The sequence below is a fragment of the Pedobacter sp. AC402 genome, assembly GCF_979252805.1.
In genome coordinates this window covers 86,897-104,212 of sequence record NZ_CEEDAI010000015.1, presented here as the reverse complement: position 1 = coordinate 104,212, position 17,316 = coordinate 86,897, and the positions used below count along the sequence as shown (strand labels likewise).

General features: G+C 36.4%; 12 protein-coding genes. All 12 read right to left on the bottom strand.

Features of this window, described 5'->3' with window-relative positions:
- Window positions 1-6 precede the first annotated feature (6 nt).
- The 12 genes from AC0IWE_RS24020 to AC0IWE_RS23965 all read right to left on the bottom strand — a co-directional run bounded on the left by AC0IWE_RS24020 (window position 7) and on the right by AC0IWE_RS23965 (window position 17,226).
- The gene (locus AC0IWE_RS24020) at window positions 7-1,425 is read right to left on the bottom strand and encodes a substrate import-associated zinc metallohydrolase lipoprotein (RefSeq protein WP_055903264.1); all 1,419 of its coding nucleotides are present in this window, start codon (window positions 1,423-1,425) and stop codon (window positions 7-9) included.
- Between the two features lie 5 nt (window positions 1,426-1,430).
- On the bottom strand, window positions 1,431-2,900 hold the full coding sequence (locus AC0IWE_RS24015) for a RagB/SusD family nutrient uptake outer membrane protein (RefSeq protein WP_463497381.1): 1,470 nt from the start codon (window positions 2,898-2,900) through the stop codon (window positions 1,431-1,433).
- 11 nt (window positions 2,901-2,911) lie between these two features.
- On the bottom strand, window positions 2,912-6,535 hold the full coding sequence (locus tag AC0IWE_RS24010) for a SusC/RagA family TonB-linked outer membrane protein (RefSeq protein ID WP_162235773.1): 3,624 nt from the start codon (window positions 6,533-6,535) through the stop codon (window positions 2,912-2,914).
- Between the two features lie 350 nt (window positions 6,536-6,885).
- Window positions 6,886-7,668: a FecR family protein gene (locus AC0IWE_RS24005; protein WP_471795044.1), complete on the bottom strand. Its 783-nt coding sequence runs from the start codon at window positions 7,666-7,668 to the stop codon at window positions 6,886-6,888.
- 2 nt (window positions 7,669-7,670) lie between these two features.
- On the bottom strand, window positions 7,671-8,045 hold the full coding sequence (locus AC0IWE_RS24000; protein ID WP_471795043.1) for a hypothetical protein: 375 nt from the start codon (window positions 8,043-8,045) through the stop codon (window positions 7,671-7,673).
- 61 nt (window positions 8,046-8,106) lie between these two features.
- Entirely contained in the window at window positions 8,107-8,706 is a 600-nt protein-coding gene (locus tag AC0IWE_RS23995; protein ID WP_055903268.1) for an RNA polymerase sigma factor, read from the bottom strand.
- 278 nt (window positions 8,707-8,984) lie between these two features.
- Window positions 8,985-10,256 carry a DUF4302 domain-containing protein gene (locus tag AC0IWE_RS23990; protein WP_471795042.1) on the bottom strand — a complete coding sequence of 424 codons (1,272 nt, stop codon included), beginning with the start codon at window positions 10,254-10,256 and terminating at the stop codon, window positions 8,985-8,987.
- A gap of 11 nt (window positions 10,257-10,267) precedes the next feature.
- Window positions 10,268-11,113, bottom strand: a complete 846-nt coding sequence (locus AC0IWE_RS23985) for a zinc-binding metallopeptidase (RefSeq protein ID WP_471795041.1) — start codon at window positions 11,111-11,113, stop codon at window positions 10,268-10,270.
- A gap of 17 nt (window positions 11,114-11,130) precedes the next feature.
- The gene (locus AC0IWE_RS23980; protein WP_471795040.1) at window positions 11,131-12,588 is read right to left on the bottom strand and encodes a RagB/SusD family nutrient uptake outer membrane protein; all 1,458 of its coding nucleotides are present in this window, start codon (window positions 12,586-12,588) and stop codon (window positions 11,131-11,133) included.
- A gap of 10 nt (window positions 12,589-12,598) precedes the next feature.
- Complete coding sequence (locus tag AC0IWE_RS23975) at window positions 12,599-16,228, bottom strand: SusC/RagA family TonB-linked outer membrane protein (protein ID WP_471795039.1); 3,630 nt, start codon at window positions 16,226-16,228, stop codon at window positions 12,599-12,601.
- A gap of 25 nt (window positions 16,229-16,253) precedes the next feature.
- Window positions 16,254-16,586, bottom strand: coding sequence for a FecR domain-containing protein (locus tag AC0IWE_RS23970; RefSeq protein WP_471795038.1), 333 nt, complete (start codon window positions 16,584-16,586; stop codon window positions 16,254-16,256).
- Complete coding sequence (locus tag AC0IWE_RS23965; protein ID WP_471795037.1) at window positions 16,540-17,226, bottom strand: FecR family protein; 687 nt, start codon at window positions 17,224-17,226, stop codon at window positions 16,540-16,542. Before AC0IWE_RS23965 ends, AC0IWE_RS23970 begins: the two co-directional genes overlap by 47 nt.
- Window positions 17,227-17,316: the final 90 nt, after the last annotated feature.

Genomic DNA, 17,316 nt, shown 5'->3' with positions numbered 1-17,316 from the left:
TTAAAATTAATAAGCCAATGGTCCATAAAAATAATTGGTTGGCGAGTTTAAAACAGTAAAACCGCCCAATTTCATATAATCGTCTGCCGTAACATTCACTGGTAACCAATCTGCTACAAAGGTGTTATTTGTGATATAGTCCAAAAAGGGCTGCATAGACGCCTTAGTAAAAGCTGCATTACCAACCCAAGGAGAAGTTGTTCCCCCTACTGTACCTGTAGTAAACTTTACTTGCCCGGAAGCAACCGTGGTTGCCATATTAAAAGCATAAAATGATTGATACGTTGTTGTACCGGCTGTAAAATTAGCTTCAATGTACATTGCGGTTGGAGAGGTAAAATTAATTCTTATAAAGTTCAACGCATAACCCTGTGCAGTTATCGCATTTTTAACTGAAGTATAAAGAGCAGAAAAGGTATCTGAGCCACCATATTTTATATAATAATCTGCACCGGTACTAATGGTTAAAGTTTTAAATGTAGGTAGTGCTGCTGGTGCAGGGTTTGGAGCTGGGGTAACCAACGGAGTACGTGCTTTACTTAACCAATATGCAAATTTGGTTTCATTCCGGCCAATACCAATCATATATTGTTGTACTTCCTTTTGCAGGGCTTTGAAACTAATGCCAAGGTTTGTAAAATAATTGATTACATTATTTTCCTTTTGAACGAATCTTGCTTTTCCAGCCGTATTGGCAAAGTTAGCCCAGTCATCATACCAAACCTGTCCGTTAATTAATAGCCAACTGATGGTTTCTGCATAATCTTCGGTATATACACCACTGGCATAACTGGTTACAAAACCATTTCTACGCGCAGTATCCTGTGGTGTATCGGTATATGGCTGTTTATAAAATCCTTTTGATATCGGTTCAAAATCAACCGGTATTGGAATAATCTGGTTTAAAATGTGCCCGAATTCATGGTGCATAATACGGTGTCTATCCCAGGCATAAAACTGACCACCTGGCAGCGGTTGATATTCATTTACACCGTATAACGTAATTCTACGACCAGCTGCTGCAGTTCCCGCCACACCTGGGTCGCTTGAATTTTCATAAGCATACGAACCAAATAATACCCACTCTTTTGGCATATAAGTTTTAGTAAATGTTGGACCTGCGATTTTAAGATATGGATTGATAAATCCATCTAATACAATTTGCATTGTTGGCTGTATATTTTCCAATTTACTCGGCACCACATTGGCAGTATTACCGTGGTAATACCTGTTGTACCTATAAATTACATCAATATTATAAGGATCCAAAAAGCTACTCTTCAACCATTGATCTAGCGGAGTATTTGTACGGGGATCATCCGCGTTAAAGGTGCTGTAATCTACATTAAGCGTTTCTGTTTTACGACAAGCAAATTGCAATGCAATAAGCAGAAGAAACGATATTACTTTTAGTATATTTTTCATCTTGATTATCTTGGATTTAGTTCTACACCTGATGTTTTAACCTCTAATGGTAATTGGAAGATGCGGTGGGGATCTCCTGGTTTTAGCTCAGAAAAAGTTTCTTTAGTGGTGATATCTATCGTATTGTGCACAACAGTGAGATCACGACGAATAATATCAAACCATCTTATACCTTCTTGCAAAAATTCAGCTTTTTTTGCATCTAAAATAGTTCTAATCAAACCTTGTTTAGGATCTGTAATGGTTGGATAATAAGTAGAAATTTTAGCTGTGGTAACAGCATCACTACTTGGGTTATAACCAACAATTCTTTGACTATAAAAATCATTAACATCTTTTAATGCCAGGTTATTTTGCCCTAGCTCTACATATGCTTCTGCTCTATTCATTAAAGCCTCATCTACTGTAAAACCAGCAAAAGCCAAATAAGGAAGTCCAAAACCAGGTCCAGTAGTGAAGAAGTTTTCTTTAAATTTATAAGTTGTATAATTTGGAACACTGTATTGTAATACAACATTCGCTAAGGCTTTGCCCGTTATATTTCCAATCGCTGAAAACATTGCACGCTGTTTGTTACCAAAACCATGGCGTGGACTTGAATAGCGAGCATAGAAAGAATCGACATTAAATAACAATAGATTGTATTTTTGCCCACTTCCCATATAATTTATTTGATATTCGGCATTGCCATAAGTCCTTAATGTAGTTGATACAGGCCTCATATTATTAATAAAGTCATTACCAGGCACAGTAAGTGTAGCATGATCGACTACTTTCTGCCACGCGCCCATAAATAAATAAAAACGGGCAGCGAAAGCATGTGCAGCTACTGGTGTAAAATGATATTTTGGAATTTTATAGGCTGATGCTTGCAATAAAGGAAGGCCTTCTTCTAAATCTTGTTGAATCCGGGCATAAGTACTGGCAACAGTACCTCTACTATATGGCTGAATCACCTTAGTTTCTGGCTTATCTACATAAGGTATACCAGGTGCATCATTTGCTCCTCCAATTTTATATGGTGTTGCAAACAAAGTAGCCAACATAAAGTGTGCATAGGCCCTGCATACCAATGCCTCTCCTTTATAGGGCGCTGCACCTGCACCAAGTTTATTAGTCTCGATAGACTCTAAAGCTTGATTTGCTGATGCAATGGCTTCATAACACGCATTCCAATATGAAGTTGCAGTGTTTCTTCCATCACCTATTACATCTTGCCAGGCATAAGGTAGATCGATCACATCATACAATGTTCCGATACCTTCTCCTTTATCCTCCGAATTATCAGATGAGGCTTCTGTAAAAGCTAAATAATCGGTACCTGGATAAGCTGTTGAAACCAATTGGGATAATTTGTCTACCGTGTTAATTTCTGCTCTGTTATCAGGTGTTTGTTCTAAATATTTCTTGCATGATGGCGTTATGAATAGCAATGCGACTGCAAGTATGCTGAATGATATTTTCTTTAATTTCATGATTTTTTCAATTAAAAGCCAACTTTTAAGGATAAGGTATACTGTCTTGATACTGGTAAGGCAACTCCACCTGTATTGTAAAATTCAGGATCCTGTCCATTCAGTTTTTTATCAGAATACAATAACAATAAATTATTTCCGACAAAAGATACTGAGGCATTAGACATACCTAGCATAGAATAAAAGCTTTTTGGCAAATTATAACTTAGCGAAACTTGTCTTAGTTTAATATAATCGCCAAACGCTACACGTTCGGTTGAGAAATTATATAAATTATAAGTATTCACGATATTAACAGCAGATCCGTTAGCATCAACGATTTTCGATGCAGATAGGGGATCCAATATGGCCGGAACATTGGTAAACTTCTCATCTCCAGGCAATACCCATCTATTTAATAAATCTCTACTCATTGACGAAATATCATTAAAATTTGGTTTCATATTTGGATTCAACCTAATTTTGTTTCCTGCAGAGAAACCCAGTAAAGCTGATAATGTGAAACTTTTGTAGCTGAACTGGTTATAAAAACCTCCAGCAAACGTAGGATCAATCGGCCCCTCATATTTCAATTGTGTTAGATCATTATCTTGTATGTAAATATAAGTAGTTGGCCTACCATCAGTACCGATATATGTTGGGTAACCGTAATCATGATTTAAACCAGCAAATTGTACTGAAAACAAACTACGCTGAGGGTAGTTAAGTACTGCAGTACCATTATTTGATGTTGATTTAAAAATATTAGGGTCAATCTCTAAATCTGTTACCTTATTTACATTGTAGCTAAAGTTAAAATTGGTTGTCCATTTAAAGTTTGGATGATCTATAGCTCTACCGGTAATGGCAACTTCGATCCCTTTACCAGACATGGCTCCATAATTGGCAATTTTAGTATACTGACCACCAATACCAGAAGTTTGTATTGCACCGATTAAGTCATAGATGCTTCTTTTGTATACATCAACGGTAAAATTAATTCTGTTTTTCAATAAAGCTAAATCTAAACCGAGGTTTAAATCTTTAGCTTTTTCCCAAGTAAGTTCTGAGTTTTCTAAATTGGAAATATAAATCTGAGCTTCTTGATCTGCTAAAGCAGGTCTTCTTGAAATCTGATTATAAAATACAGCAGCAGAGTTTGTTGCATTACCAATGCTCGCTACTAAACCATAAGATCCGCGTAATTTGGCACCAGTTAAGATATCACTTTTTGGCCAAAAACTTTCATCGCTTATGTTCCAGCTAGCAGCAATATTCCATGTTGGTAACCATCTAGCAGTTGCAGTTCTACCCAATTTATTTGAACCATCATACCTACCAGAAAATTTTACGGTATATTTCTCATCATAAGTATAAGAAGCATTGGCAAAAAAAGCACTATATCTTTCATATTCATTGCCCATACTAAAATAAGGCTTACCTTCTTCTGCAGCTTCTTTAAAGTATTTATAATAAGGTGTTACCAAGCCTCCATTATCAAACTGATAACCTACTCCGTCAAAAGCTTCCCTCTGGCGATCGATATAACGAACTTCCATTGCACCAAAAGCCATTATATTGTGTTTGGTATTAAAAGTTTTATTGAAATTTAAATTTTGTCTGAAATAATAACTTTTTAAGTTATCAGTAGATGTTTTGTAAAAACCACCGCTCGGCAATACGCTAATTGGTAAACTTCCTGGAAGATCTGGGTCTGTATATAAATTACCATTGCTTTGCGAAGATGTTGCATCATCAACAGTTCTATATGAAGTGGCCATGTTGGAACTCTCTAAAATAGATATTTGTGATTCGGATTTCACAAATCGATAAGCCCCGTCAACAGAATAGGTTAAACTTGGAATAATTTTATAAGTTAAGTTTCCCTGAACTTTAAAATCTAATACCCCCAATTTTAAATAGTTGCTATTTAACTCATTCAAAATACTAAAAGGAGCACTGTTCTGACGGAAATATTCATAATTACCATTTTCATCAAAGGCGGTAAGCATACGACTTGTATTTACTGCATAAGCATATGGATTGATATCGAAATTACGAAAGTAGTTACCATACACAGGATCTTCTTGCAGTGCAGTAGCTCCTGGTGCCTGTTGATTACGTACCGAACCTGTACTTAAAAGTTCTGCACTTAATTTATCAGACATATTAAAGTTTGCACGGTAATTACCTGTAAACCTGCTTACACTGTTTCCAATGGTTACGCCATTATCTTTGGTAAACGAGGTTGATGCATAACTTTTAAATTTTTCCGTACCCGAGTTGATACTTAACGAATGTTCTTGTTGCAAAGAGTTTTTAAACAATACATCAAACCAATCGGTATTGGCATTGGCATATCTATTCAAAAATGCGTTTTTATCAGCGCTCGTATTTTTTAAGGCATATGTATTTGTAGCTGCATCATAATTATAAAGCATATTATACATTTTATAAAAAGGGCCTCCGCTAACCCCTCTCGATTCAGAAGGAATTTGAACATAACCCTTATTTTGCATTTCAATTAAAACTGCCATTTGATCGGCAGAGTTTAAAATATCGAAATCCGAATAACTCGGTTTGGCATAGGTAGTAAAATTACCCCTGTAGCTAATTTTTGGTGCGCCTTCTGTTAACTTACCTTTTTTGGTGGTTACCACAATTACACCGTTCATTGCCCTTGCACCATACATACCTGTTGCGGCAGCATCTTTTAAGATGTTAAAGCTCTCAATATCATCCGGGTTTAAACCAGCTACAGATGAGCCAATTAAAGTATTGGCATCACCACTGGTTAATGCTTCATTTGATATATTGATCACATCTTCTAAAATAATACCATCAACTACCCAAAGCGGTTTATTATCTCCTGAAAACGAGGTGGCTCCACGTACCCGAATTTTAGGTGCAGCACCAAAAGTACCCGAAACGTTTTGCACGGTTACACCCGCTACCTGCCCTTCCAGCATCCTACTAATATCGGTTACACCTGCTCTCTCCGCATCTGATGCTTTTACCAATGTAGACGCTCCGGTAAAAGTCTTTTTCTCCAAAGTTTGGTATCCGGTCGAAACTACATTTACTTCATTAAGCTGTGCTGCATCTTCTTCTAATGTAACATTGATTACCGTTTTAGAACCTACAGGTAACTCGATGCTTTTATAGCCGATATAACTGAAAACAAGCGTAGCTCCTTCTTTAACTGAAATGCTATAATCTCCATTGGAACTGGTTGAAACTGCGTTAGCAGCACCTTTTTCGCGAATGCTTACACCAGGTAGTGCTGAACCATTTTTGTCTTTTACTTTACCAGTTATCTTAACTGCAACAAAATAGCCAAGTACTTTATCAAAAATCGATTTTTCTGCAGGCTTGATTAAAATGGTTTTGTCTTCAATAGAATAAGTCAAATCTTTACCGGCAATAATTTTAGCCATTACTTCTTCAATGGTCGAATTGCTAAAATTGGCATTGAAGGTTGTTGAAGTGCTAATCTTATTTGTAGACAACAATACATCGTAACCAGATTGCAATCTGATTTCTTTAAACATTTTTTCAAAGGTTACATTTCTTTGCTTTAATGTAACCAACTGGCCAAATGAAGCTGCACTTACCTGCATTAGGGAGGCAAGCAGTATGACCGTAACTAACTTCATAATCAATAGCAATTTAGGGATGTAGCGGCGATGCGTACATAAAATTCCAATATAAATTTTGTACATTTAATAGTCTGTTTTTTTTTTGCGAAGCGCAATGAAGTTTGGACGCCAAAAAGCGTTTCGCGGGTTATCCAAGAAATAATTGATTTTTAATCGATTCCGGCTTACGGAATAGCTAAACAGATAATAAAGGGGGTGTTGCAAGCACTCCTTTTTTTATTCATTTATCTTTGAATCGTCAGGAGTTTTGTCGAGGTCTATTCATAGTTTGTTAGGGTTAGGTTATGGTTGATTAAGTTGTTTTATTTTTAGAGATAAAGGTTAGTTACTCCTTCATCTTTGCTTTTTTATTCTTTATATACAATCACTTTGCTGCCTTTAATATCAAAGCGCACTTCACCAGTTTGCTCAAATTTGGTTAGTACTTTTGATATTTTTTCGAAACGGCTCACCGTTCCATAATACATTACTTCTTTGGCTGCAGGGTCTGCATATTCTATCTCTACATTGTACCAACGGGCCACTTTGCGCAAAATACTTTCCTGTTTTTCATTATTGAACATAAAATAGCCGTTTTTCCATGCAATGGCCTCATCTACATCAACATCTTTAACATCAAAACCCGCATTCGACAGGATGGATTGCTCTCCCGGTTTCAATATTTCACTCTGCTTTGTACTACCTTGCGAAACACGCACACTTCCTTCCAATAAGGTAGTTCTGGTTACGATTTCATCATGATAACTATTGATATTAAAGTGTGTACCCAATACTTCAACAGACTGTTTATCTGTTTCTACGATAAAAGGATGTGCCGCATTTTTGGCCACTTCAAAATAAGCCTCACCAGCTAATTTTACGATCCGTTGTTTCGCCGCTCCAATATTTAATGAGTATTGTATAGAAGAGGCCGCGTTAAGCCAAACGATGGAACCATCTGGTAAACGGATCTGCCATTCGCCACCATTAGGTGTAGAAATCGTATTTAATCTTGCATCTTCAATATCATTTGATTCGGCAATATTGTAAACCAACTGACCATCCTTGGTTTTAGTAATGGAAAAACCGGCTTCTTTAGCAATATTCCCATTCATGGCATCAGAAAGGGAAATTTTCTTGCCGTTAGCCAAAGTCAGAATCGCTTTATTATTACCTGGAGGAACATCAGTGGCAAAAACGTGCTCCTTTTTTTATGTAACGTTACATAAGTAGTTAATGAGAACACAATGAATACTACTGCGGCGGCGGCCCATTTTAAACTGTTCATTAAAATTTTTCGCGGTGCAGGTGCTGGTTTATCAACCTTCAGAATTTTATTTAGAATTGGATTCCATTTTTTATCAATTACCTGATCGGCATTTTCTTCTTCCGCAATGATCATTTTAACAATTTCATCACTAATAAGTGAAGCATTGCCATCAGCCAAAGCCAAAAGCTCTTGCTTTTCTGCCTGGTTGATTTTGCCTGATGCAAACTGCTGTAAAAGATAATTGATGCGTAATTCCATAAAGATTCTGATACTAAGAAGCACTAAAAGAAAATTAGGACTATCGGGATTTCACTTTTTTTTATTTTATTTTCAAAAAAGTGAGAACAATCGGAAAAAGAAATACAATTCCATGCTGATCCAAGTGTATGCGGATTGATTTCAACGCAATTACAAGTGCATTTTTAACTGTGTTTGGAGAAATATTTAAAATTTCGGCTATTTCGGGGATACTTTTACCATCGCCTCGGCTTAATTGGTAGATTTTTTTCCGTTGTTCTGGTAATTTCTCAACGGCATTGGAAACAATTTTATTTATTTCATTTAAATTCACCACATCTGCGGTATGGTTATGGCTATTGGGCTGCTTTGCAGTAAAGGCATCTACCACTTTGCCTTCTTTAAGCTTTTTGCGCAAATGGCTTAAACATTCATTAGAAACGTACTTATAAAGATAAGCTTTTACATTTTCTACTTCAGCCAATTTATCCCGGTTTAACCATACCCTTAAAAAAGCATCCTGGATAATTTCTTCAGCAGCATCTTCTGACTTGGTAAATTTTGCAGCAAAAACCTGTAATACTGGAAGATAGTTAAAGAACATGACAGAAAAAGCCTGTTCATCTCCTTCTACAATTTTATCAATCAGCGCACGTTCTTTATCCAGATTTTTTAACGGCATAAATTTAGTTAATCATAATTTACTATGTTTTTCATTATACTGAGGCGTAATAATAAATAGATTTATAATTAAAAAAAAAGAAATATTTAAACTAAAACAATTTAGTAAATAATGAGCTCTTGTTTACCAAATATACTGATTATGAATTTTTAGCTGCTAAAAAATAAATTAAAAATAAAGCCCTCACTTTTTAGGGTGAGGGCTTGAAAGCTGGTTATAATTCCTAAACCTTAACAGATAGCAATTATTGACCTAGTTTTATTGAAAATTCAAATGATTTAGTAGTGCCAGCTTACCCATGCTTTAGCATCGGCCACATTAACCATATCATAGGTAATGGTTTCTATTGAACCACTATTTGTTTGTATTAAATAATATCCCTGAGCTTGAAAAAGCTGCGTAAGGTATTTTGTGTAAACGGCATTAGCTGCCGCAGGCACGATACCAAATTGAATGCCACTATTTGGGAAAATTACCAACCCTGTACTGGTTATAGTTGGTATAACGGCGGGGCCATAACTTGTTGTAGCTACTATTCTGGCACTGTCATAAGTTGCATTTGCTTTTGGAAAATAATCAATCCTTCTATAACCTGCAATTGATCTCAAACCTAAAGCATCATCTACACCATTGATGTGGAAACCGAGCTCAGAAGATACATAGGTACTGGCAAATGCCCATTCCAACCATCTTTGCCCCCCGGTTGCGTCGTATTTTAATGGAGCAATTGCTTCTTTAATTTGCATTGTAGAGCCGCCAGTAATTTTCGCGTTGATAACTTTCGCTCCGGCATCAAATGCAATATCTTCTAATCCGGAAATTGTTACTGATCCAATGGTTAAAGGTTTAAAAAGTATAATCTTAGTACCCGAAACAAAATAGTTGCTACTCACTGTTTTAAGTTCACCTTTCTCGAGATAGTTAAATCCAAAAACCCTGTCATTTGGATCAACTCTTAGCTCGCATTCTACACCACCTACTGTACTTCTCTTGAAATAGGTTAATAATTTGGATAATGTGATTGCTATATCATCAGGCGCAGTAAATGCCGAGGCACTATCTTCAGCAGATTTTGACCTTACCAAAATCAGTTTGCTTTTATTAAAAGTTCCTTCCATATGTATGGTATCAGCACTTGAAGAAACAAAAGCAAATTCAAAATCAGAATAGTAACCAGCACCTACTTCGCCGCCTAATTTAGTCGGTGTAGGATCTGCCAACAAATGTAAAGTAGAATAAGTATCGAAGATTAAAGTTGGCCTTTGTAATGCTTTTAAACGATAAGAACTTTCGTTTAGCGTTGGTTCATAATCTGCAGACATTGATGTTCTATTCTTATCTGTAAAGGTAAAAAGGAAGGTTGCAGTAACCTGCGCATTTGTTAAAAGGTACCCTTTCCAGCCGAATTGTGCCCCAGTTAACTGGGTTTGATAAGCCTTTAGTGCTGCACTTAATTTTTGGTCGCTTGTATCAGTAGGCGCATCCTCGATTTTTTTACAGGCGGAGAATATAATCATCAACCCCGCAAAAAATAATATATGTTTTTTCATCTTATTCATGTTTATAGGGCATTAATAGCAGTCTCGGTTTTAGCCTGCAGTAAGTTTACATCTATACCAAAAGCATCTTTCATGTAGGCTGTTACAATTGCCTGCTTAGCCAATAATGCTGTTTTACCGGTTCCGGAACCATTTACTATCGCATCAAATCCTGTTTTTCCTTCAACTAACATGGTAGCAAGCATTTCAACAAAATCATCATCTTTATTCGAGCGGGCATAAGAGGTAATAAAACCCAATGCCCTAGCCTGTGCATCAGTATAATTAAACCATGTAGGATCATAACCATCTGGCGTAATGCGTTGATAATTAGAAGTTACCGCGATATTCTGATTTAAAATATGACCAAATTCATGATGAATGGTATGGAGCATTCTTTTAACCTCGGTTTTATTTGTTTTAACAAAATCGTTAATTACAAATAAAGTGATCTTTCTGCCGCCTTCAGCCTCACCTAGTGTGATGGTGTTGTTAGGATTGTATTGAGGGCTCCCAACTAATACAAACTGTTTTTGAGATAATTTCTTTATAAAATTTTCGCCAGCTAAACTTGCGTAGGGTTGTATCCAGGTTTTTCTTATGGCATCCATTACAGGTATAACCTTATCTTCTTTTACTGGCACAAGAGTTTTACTCATATCCAGCTCTGAACCGTCCCATTTATATTTTACCTCAATATTGTAAGGTTTGGTATAATTTTCTGAAATCCATGTATCAATTGCTGTTGGTGCCCAGGTATCTCCGCCCAAGCCAACAAGATTGGCATCCAGAATTTCCTTTTTTTTGCATCCGGATATTGCCGCAATAGCTATCGCAATAATGAATGCGCTAATTAATTTCTTTTTCATGATTAATAATTTTATAATTAACGTGGATTAGCTGCCAAGCCAAATGCGGTTACTTCTTTTGGTAGTTGTAACATTCTGCGTGGATCATCCGGTCCTAATGTGATATTAATTTTTCCGTCAGCTGATTGATGAACAACTGGAATTTTAAGTCTTAAAATATCAAACCAACGCAGGCCTTCGAACAGATATTCCTGACGTTTGTAGTTTAATACAGATTGGATGAGGGCATCCTTTAATGATAAAGTATTGTAATATGCCTGAGCTTTTGTTTCAGTAAATTTATGTGTAGTAGCACTATAGTTTACTACTCTTTTTGATAGAAAGGCATCTAAATCTGCCACAACATCACTGTTCTTACCTAAATTTGCATTGGCTTCTGCCCTATTAAATAAAACTTCTTCTACAGTAAAAAGTGGAACAGTATTATAAGGTTCACCATAGTTTGCACTTATTGTTTCTTTAATAAAGTTCTCTCCAAATTTTGGGATGTTATAATAAATTGGCTGTGCCCCAAACACTTTTGTAATATAAGCCAACCTGGTACCGATCGGATTAGTACCGGTATTTAAAACACTTGATAACAAAGTAGATTCGAAACCATAATTATAGCTAGAGAAATTTCTTCCCCATGTGGTATTCACTTCAGCCAAAAGCACATTAGCCTGTTCTGTAGAATTTGTATAAACAGCCTGAAGTTCATAATAACCCAATGGCGCATAACTCGAATTCCAGGGACGTAAATTACTTGCTACAGTAGCCGTTGGATAGGCAGCATTGGCATGAGTGACCACTTTAGCATAATCTCTTTTAAACAAATAAAAGCGAGTGGCAAATGCATTAGCGGCGAAAGTAGTAAAATGGTACCTGGGAATTCTGTAAGATCCATTTTTTATTAATGGAAGTCCTTCGAGCAAATCTTTTTCGATCTGATCATATACAGCAGCAACGGTACCTCTTTTATAATCGCCCTGCACAACCTCTTCGGGTTTTAAAACGTAAGGAATACCCGGATCAATTGCGGCGGTTGCCGGATCATAAGCTTTTGCAAACAATGTTACAAGCATAAAATGAGCATATGCCCGTGCAATTAAAGCTTCGCCTTTACTTGCCGAATATTCAGCTGTACTACCCGCTTTTTCAATTACATTTAATGCCTCATTTGCTGCTGCAATTGCTTGATAGCAAGAGTTCCAGTACATTGTCGGCGTATCATACGTAGTCTTATTCTGATCCTCGTATTTCCAGGGAAAAGCATTTTCATCATTCTGGCCTACCGTAGCTTTATCCTTAGCATTATCAGACATTGCCTCACAGAAAGTGATGTAGTTTGCATGTGGATATGCTGAAGTTAACAATTCGGCAACTTTAACCGGTGAATCAAGTTGAGTTCTATCATCTGGCTGATGCTCCAGAAATTTTTTACAACCACTGTTTAGTATCGCTATAAAAAAAAGTAGATATAGTATTTTTTTCATTTTTATAAAATTATATTCCAAGTTTTAATGAAACCGTATATTGTTTGGCTATTGGCAGCGCAACACCACCCGAACCGAAAAATTCCGGATCCTGTCCATTCAGTTTCTTATCTGCATAAATCAGCCAAAAGTTGTTGGCCACCGCACTAATTGAGGCATTGCCCGCACCAATTGCTTTTATCCATCTTTTAGGCAGAGAATAGGTAAGTGATATTGTTTTTAGTTTTACAAAATCGCCTTTTGCCACACGTACCGTTGAATAATTATAGGCATTATAAGGATAAGCGTTATCTGCGGTAAAGGCATTAAATGTTGTGCGATCAGGAATGCTTGGAACAACAGTATTTGCCTCATCTCCTGGCAAAACCCATCTGTTTCTGAATTCTAATGGTGTTGCATCCAAATCTGAATAAGAACTGTTAAAGATTGGGTTTAACCTCACTTTATTACCTGTAGCAAATGTAATTAAGCCTGATAAAGTGAAGTTTTTATATGTAAACATGTTATAAAAACCACCGGTCAATTTTGGATCAGTTGGGCCCTCATATTTTAAATGGGTTATTAAATTACTCTGAGGATCAACTTTGCTACTTACATCTCCATTTTCATTAACAAAAAGTGGAACACCTGTATTCGGATTTAATCCAGAAAACTCAATAGAATATAAACCTCTGTACGGATAGCCTTCTTGTGGGCCTCCATCTGCACCTACTAAATCAAAAATAGTTGGCGTGCCCAATAACCGGGTAACTTTATTTGTACTGTAGCCAAAATTAAAATTGGTGCGCCATTTTAAATCCTTGTTAATATTTAAATTTGCACCAATAGTAGCTTCAATACCTTTAGATTTCATATCGGCATAATTCGCATTTTTGATATATTGCCCTCCAATACCGGTTGTTTTCAACGGACTAATCAGATCAAAACCTTTCCTATCATATAAATCAACAGTTAATGTAAGTTTTTCTTTAAAAAAGCCTAAATCAAAGCCAAGGTTTGTTTCATATTGTTTTTCCCATGTTAGATCACCATTTTTTAAACTTTCAATCCTTAAAACCGATTCAACTTCGTAAGGATATGGGCGTAAAGTACTCCCATTTCTTACCACTAAGCTTGAATTTGTTGTACTATTGATACTTCCCACCAAACCGTAGGTTGCCCGAACCGTTGCACGATTTATAATTTTGGTTAAACTTTCGTTTAGCATAAAGTTTTCCTTATCAAGATACCATGCTCCGGAAACATTCCATGTTGGTAACCATCTTGCATTTGGAGCATCTCCCAATTGGTTCGATCCATCAAAACGGCCGGTGGCGTTAAGCGCATATTTTTCTTTATAAGCATAAGCAGCTCTTGCCATAAACACAGCAAAACGGTCATATTTATTGCCCATGCCATAATAAGATAAATTATTTCCAACAGCTTGCTTAATTGCATTGGGATCAATAAAAGGAACTCCACCTTTATCATATTGATAGCCGTATCCGATTAGATTTTTCGTTTGACGGTTGGCCAAACGCATTTCCTGTACTGCAAAAACATTTAGCACATGATCTTTATTAAAGGTATTGTTATAATCCAGTGAGTTTCTTACCATGTAAGTTCTTAAGAAATCATCTGTAGTATTATAGAAACCACCATATGGTAGCACACTTACTGGCTGCAACTCGGGATTTTCCGGATCGCGGTATAAAAACCTGTTATTTTCCTGAATAAATGAATCACCATCTGCGCGATATGCTCCAGCCATGTTCGAATTTTCACTGATTTTATGTTCTTGACCCGATTTAACATAACGCATCGAACCTAATGTGTTAAAAGTTAATTTAGGTGTTATTTTATATGCCAAACCACCCTGCAACTTAAAATCCAGGATATTTAAATCAATAGCATTATTCTGTAGTTCATTTAAAATATTGAATGGTGCGTAATTTCTGGTGAAATACTCTAAACTTCCATCTTCCTGGTATGCAGTCATAGTTCTGCTGGTATTGGTAGCATAGCTATATGGATTAATATCAAAATCCCTTGAATAACGGCCTTCTACCGGATTACTCACACGCCCTACAGTACCCGGTGCCTTTTGATTTCTGATCGAACCTGTTGTGATAAAATTTACAGAGAATTTTTCTGATAACTTAAATGTGGTATTCAAATTTGCAGTATACCTTTCAACGTTATTTCCCATTGCCCATCCATTATCGTTTAAGTAACTTGTCGAAAAATAGATCTGGTTATTTTCATTTCCGGAAGAAACACTAACCGCATGTTCTTGTTGAAGCGAATTTTTAAATAAAAGGTCAAACCAATTTGTATTTGCAACAGCATACCTGCTTAAAAAGGCTGTTCTTGCCTCCGGTGTATTGGCGAGTCCAAACTGTCCGTTAGATTCATCAAAAGTATTGATCAACTGATACATTTTTGTATATACGCCACCATCTGATGAACGCGAAATTGCAGAATGATTGTACCAACCCTTTCTAGCCAATTCAGAATATACCGACATCTGATCAGAAGAATTCATAATATTAAAATTATCATAGGTAGGCTTCATACTCGTAGAAAAATTTCCCGTATAAGAAACTACAGGTTTACCTATACGTCCTTTTTTCGTGGTGATAACAATTACACCATTCATCGCCCTTGCTCCATATTGCGCAGTAGCAGAAGCATCTTTGAGAATGTTGAATGTTTCAATGTCATCAGCGTTTAAACCTGCAACAGAAGAACCTATGAGGGTGGTTGCATCTCCTGATGATAACTGTTCGTTCGAAACATTTACCACATCTTCTAAAATTACACCATCAATTACCCAAAGCGGTTTATTTTCGCCGGTAATTGATGTTGCTCCACGTACCCGGATTTTTGGTGCTGCACCGAAAGTTCCTGATACATTTTGTACAGATACTCCTGCTACCCTACCCTCAAGCATACGACTTACATCAGTAATACCATCTTGTTTAACATCAACACCTTTCAATGCAGTTGCGGCTCCGGTAAATAGTTTTGGATTTAGATTTTGATAACCAGTTGAAACAACATTAACATCTCCCAGTTGATTTGCATCTTCTTCTAGAGTAACATTGATAACCGTTTTGCTCCCGACAACGATATCTTGAGTTTTGTATCCAACAGATGCAAAAGATAATGTTGCACCTTCTTTTACACTAAGTAAATAGGCCCCTTTTCCATCAGTAGAAACCGCATTCGACGCACCTTTTTCGCGTACACTTACACCTGGCATAACAGAACCGTCTTTCTTATCGTAAACAGTTCCGCTAACAGTAACATTCTTTTTTGATTGATTAGCAGATTGCGCTACTACTTTTAAAATTACTTGATTGCCAACAAGGCGGTATGAGATATTTTTTTGTTTAAGCTGATCAAGCGATTCAGTAATCGATGATAATTTTGAAGGTACATCCAGCACCATTGTTTTGTTGATTTCTGCAGCATCGTAAACAAAGCTAACTTTATAAGCCTGTTCAATCTTTTTCAGGTAATTGTCTAGCCTTTCGGGTTTTCCGAAGGCTTGCTGAGAATCAGCCCGTGACAAGTTTGCCCAAAAGAATGCGCACAGAAGTAAGGCCATTCGGCACAGATTCATTCCCGTACTTCTTTTGTAGAAATTTTTCTCCATAGTTGATTAGTTAATTTTAAATTGATTAGTTTATAGGTGATTTTAAGGTAATTGTGTTTTTGTGATTAATAATTTTAAAACCATAAGTTTCTTTTAATACAGCTAAAACATCAGTTAAACTGTTGCCTCTAAATGTTGCATTAAACTTCTTAACGAGTGGTTGGTTCGTTTCTAAAACTATATTTCTTTGGTAATAACTGCCTAACTGCCTACACACCTCTTCAAGCGGGGTATCTACAAAGATGAGTTCATTGGTTAGCCATGAATCGGCATTTTGAGAAACCCGTGTAGTAAACTGTTTATTCGAAATGTTATACGATAAAGCTTGGCCGGCAACAAGAATTTGATGAGGTACCATCACGATAAGGAGAAAATAGCACCCTACCTGTTTTTACATCCAAATCGATGGAGTTGAGAGAAAAACCTATGTTGAATGACGTTCCCAGTACTTTAACCTTCGATTCGCCCATTAGCACACTAAATGGATGTTTTGGGTCTTTGGCAATCTTAAAGAATGCTTTACCATGATCAAGATAAATTTCTCTGGATGATGCCGCAAACTTTACTGGATAACGCACTAAACTATTTTCTGCAAGGATAACTTTAGAGCCATCAACCAATAACACTGAATCTTTTTGATTGGAACCAGTTTTAATCGTTAAATAAGCTGGTGTTGAACCTAAGTTATAAAGCCAGTAACCAACACTTAATAGAACAAGTGAAGCCGCTACATTACGGAACCAGGTAAAACCGACAGATGACTTATCAGAACGCTTAAGTAATTCTTTTTTGAAATTAATTTCGGCTTCTTTAATAGTCAGTGAATCTAGTAAGGCTGATCTTGAACTTAAATTCCATACTCTCTCCACCTCATGAAAGTACTTTTCATGTTCAGCTGACTTTGCCCGATAGGAATCTATTGCAGAACGAATATTTTCATCATGCGGATGGTTTAAATACTGAACGATTAAATCCAGGTATTCAGGTTGATTAAGCATTAATTAGTTTGGTTTTGTAGTATAAAGACAAACCAACCCTAAAAAACCCCTAAAGAAATTTAAAAAAATATTAATAATTTTTGAAAAAGC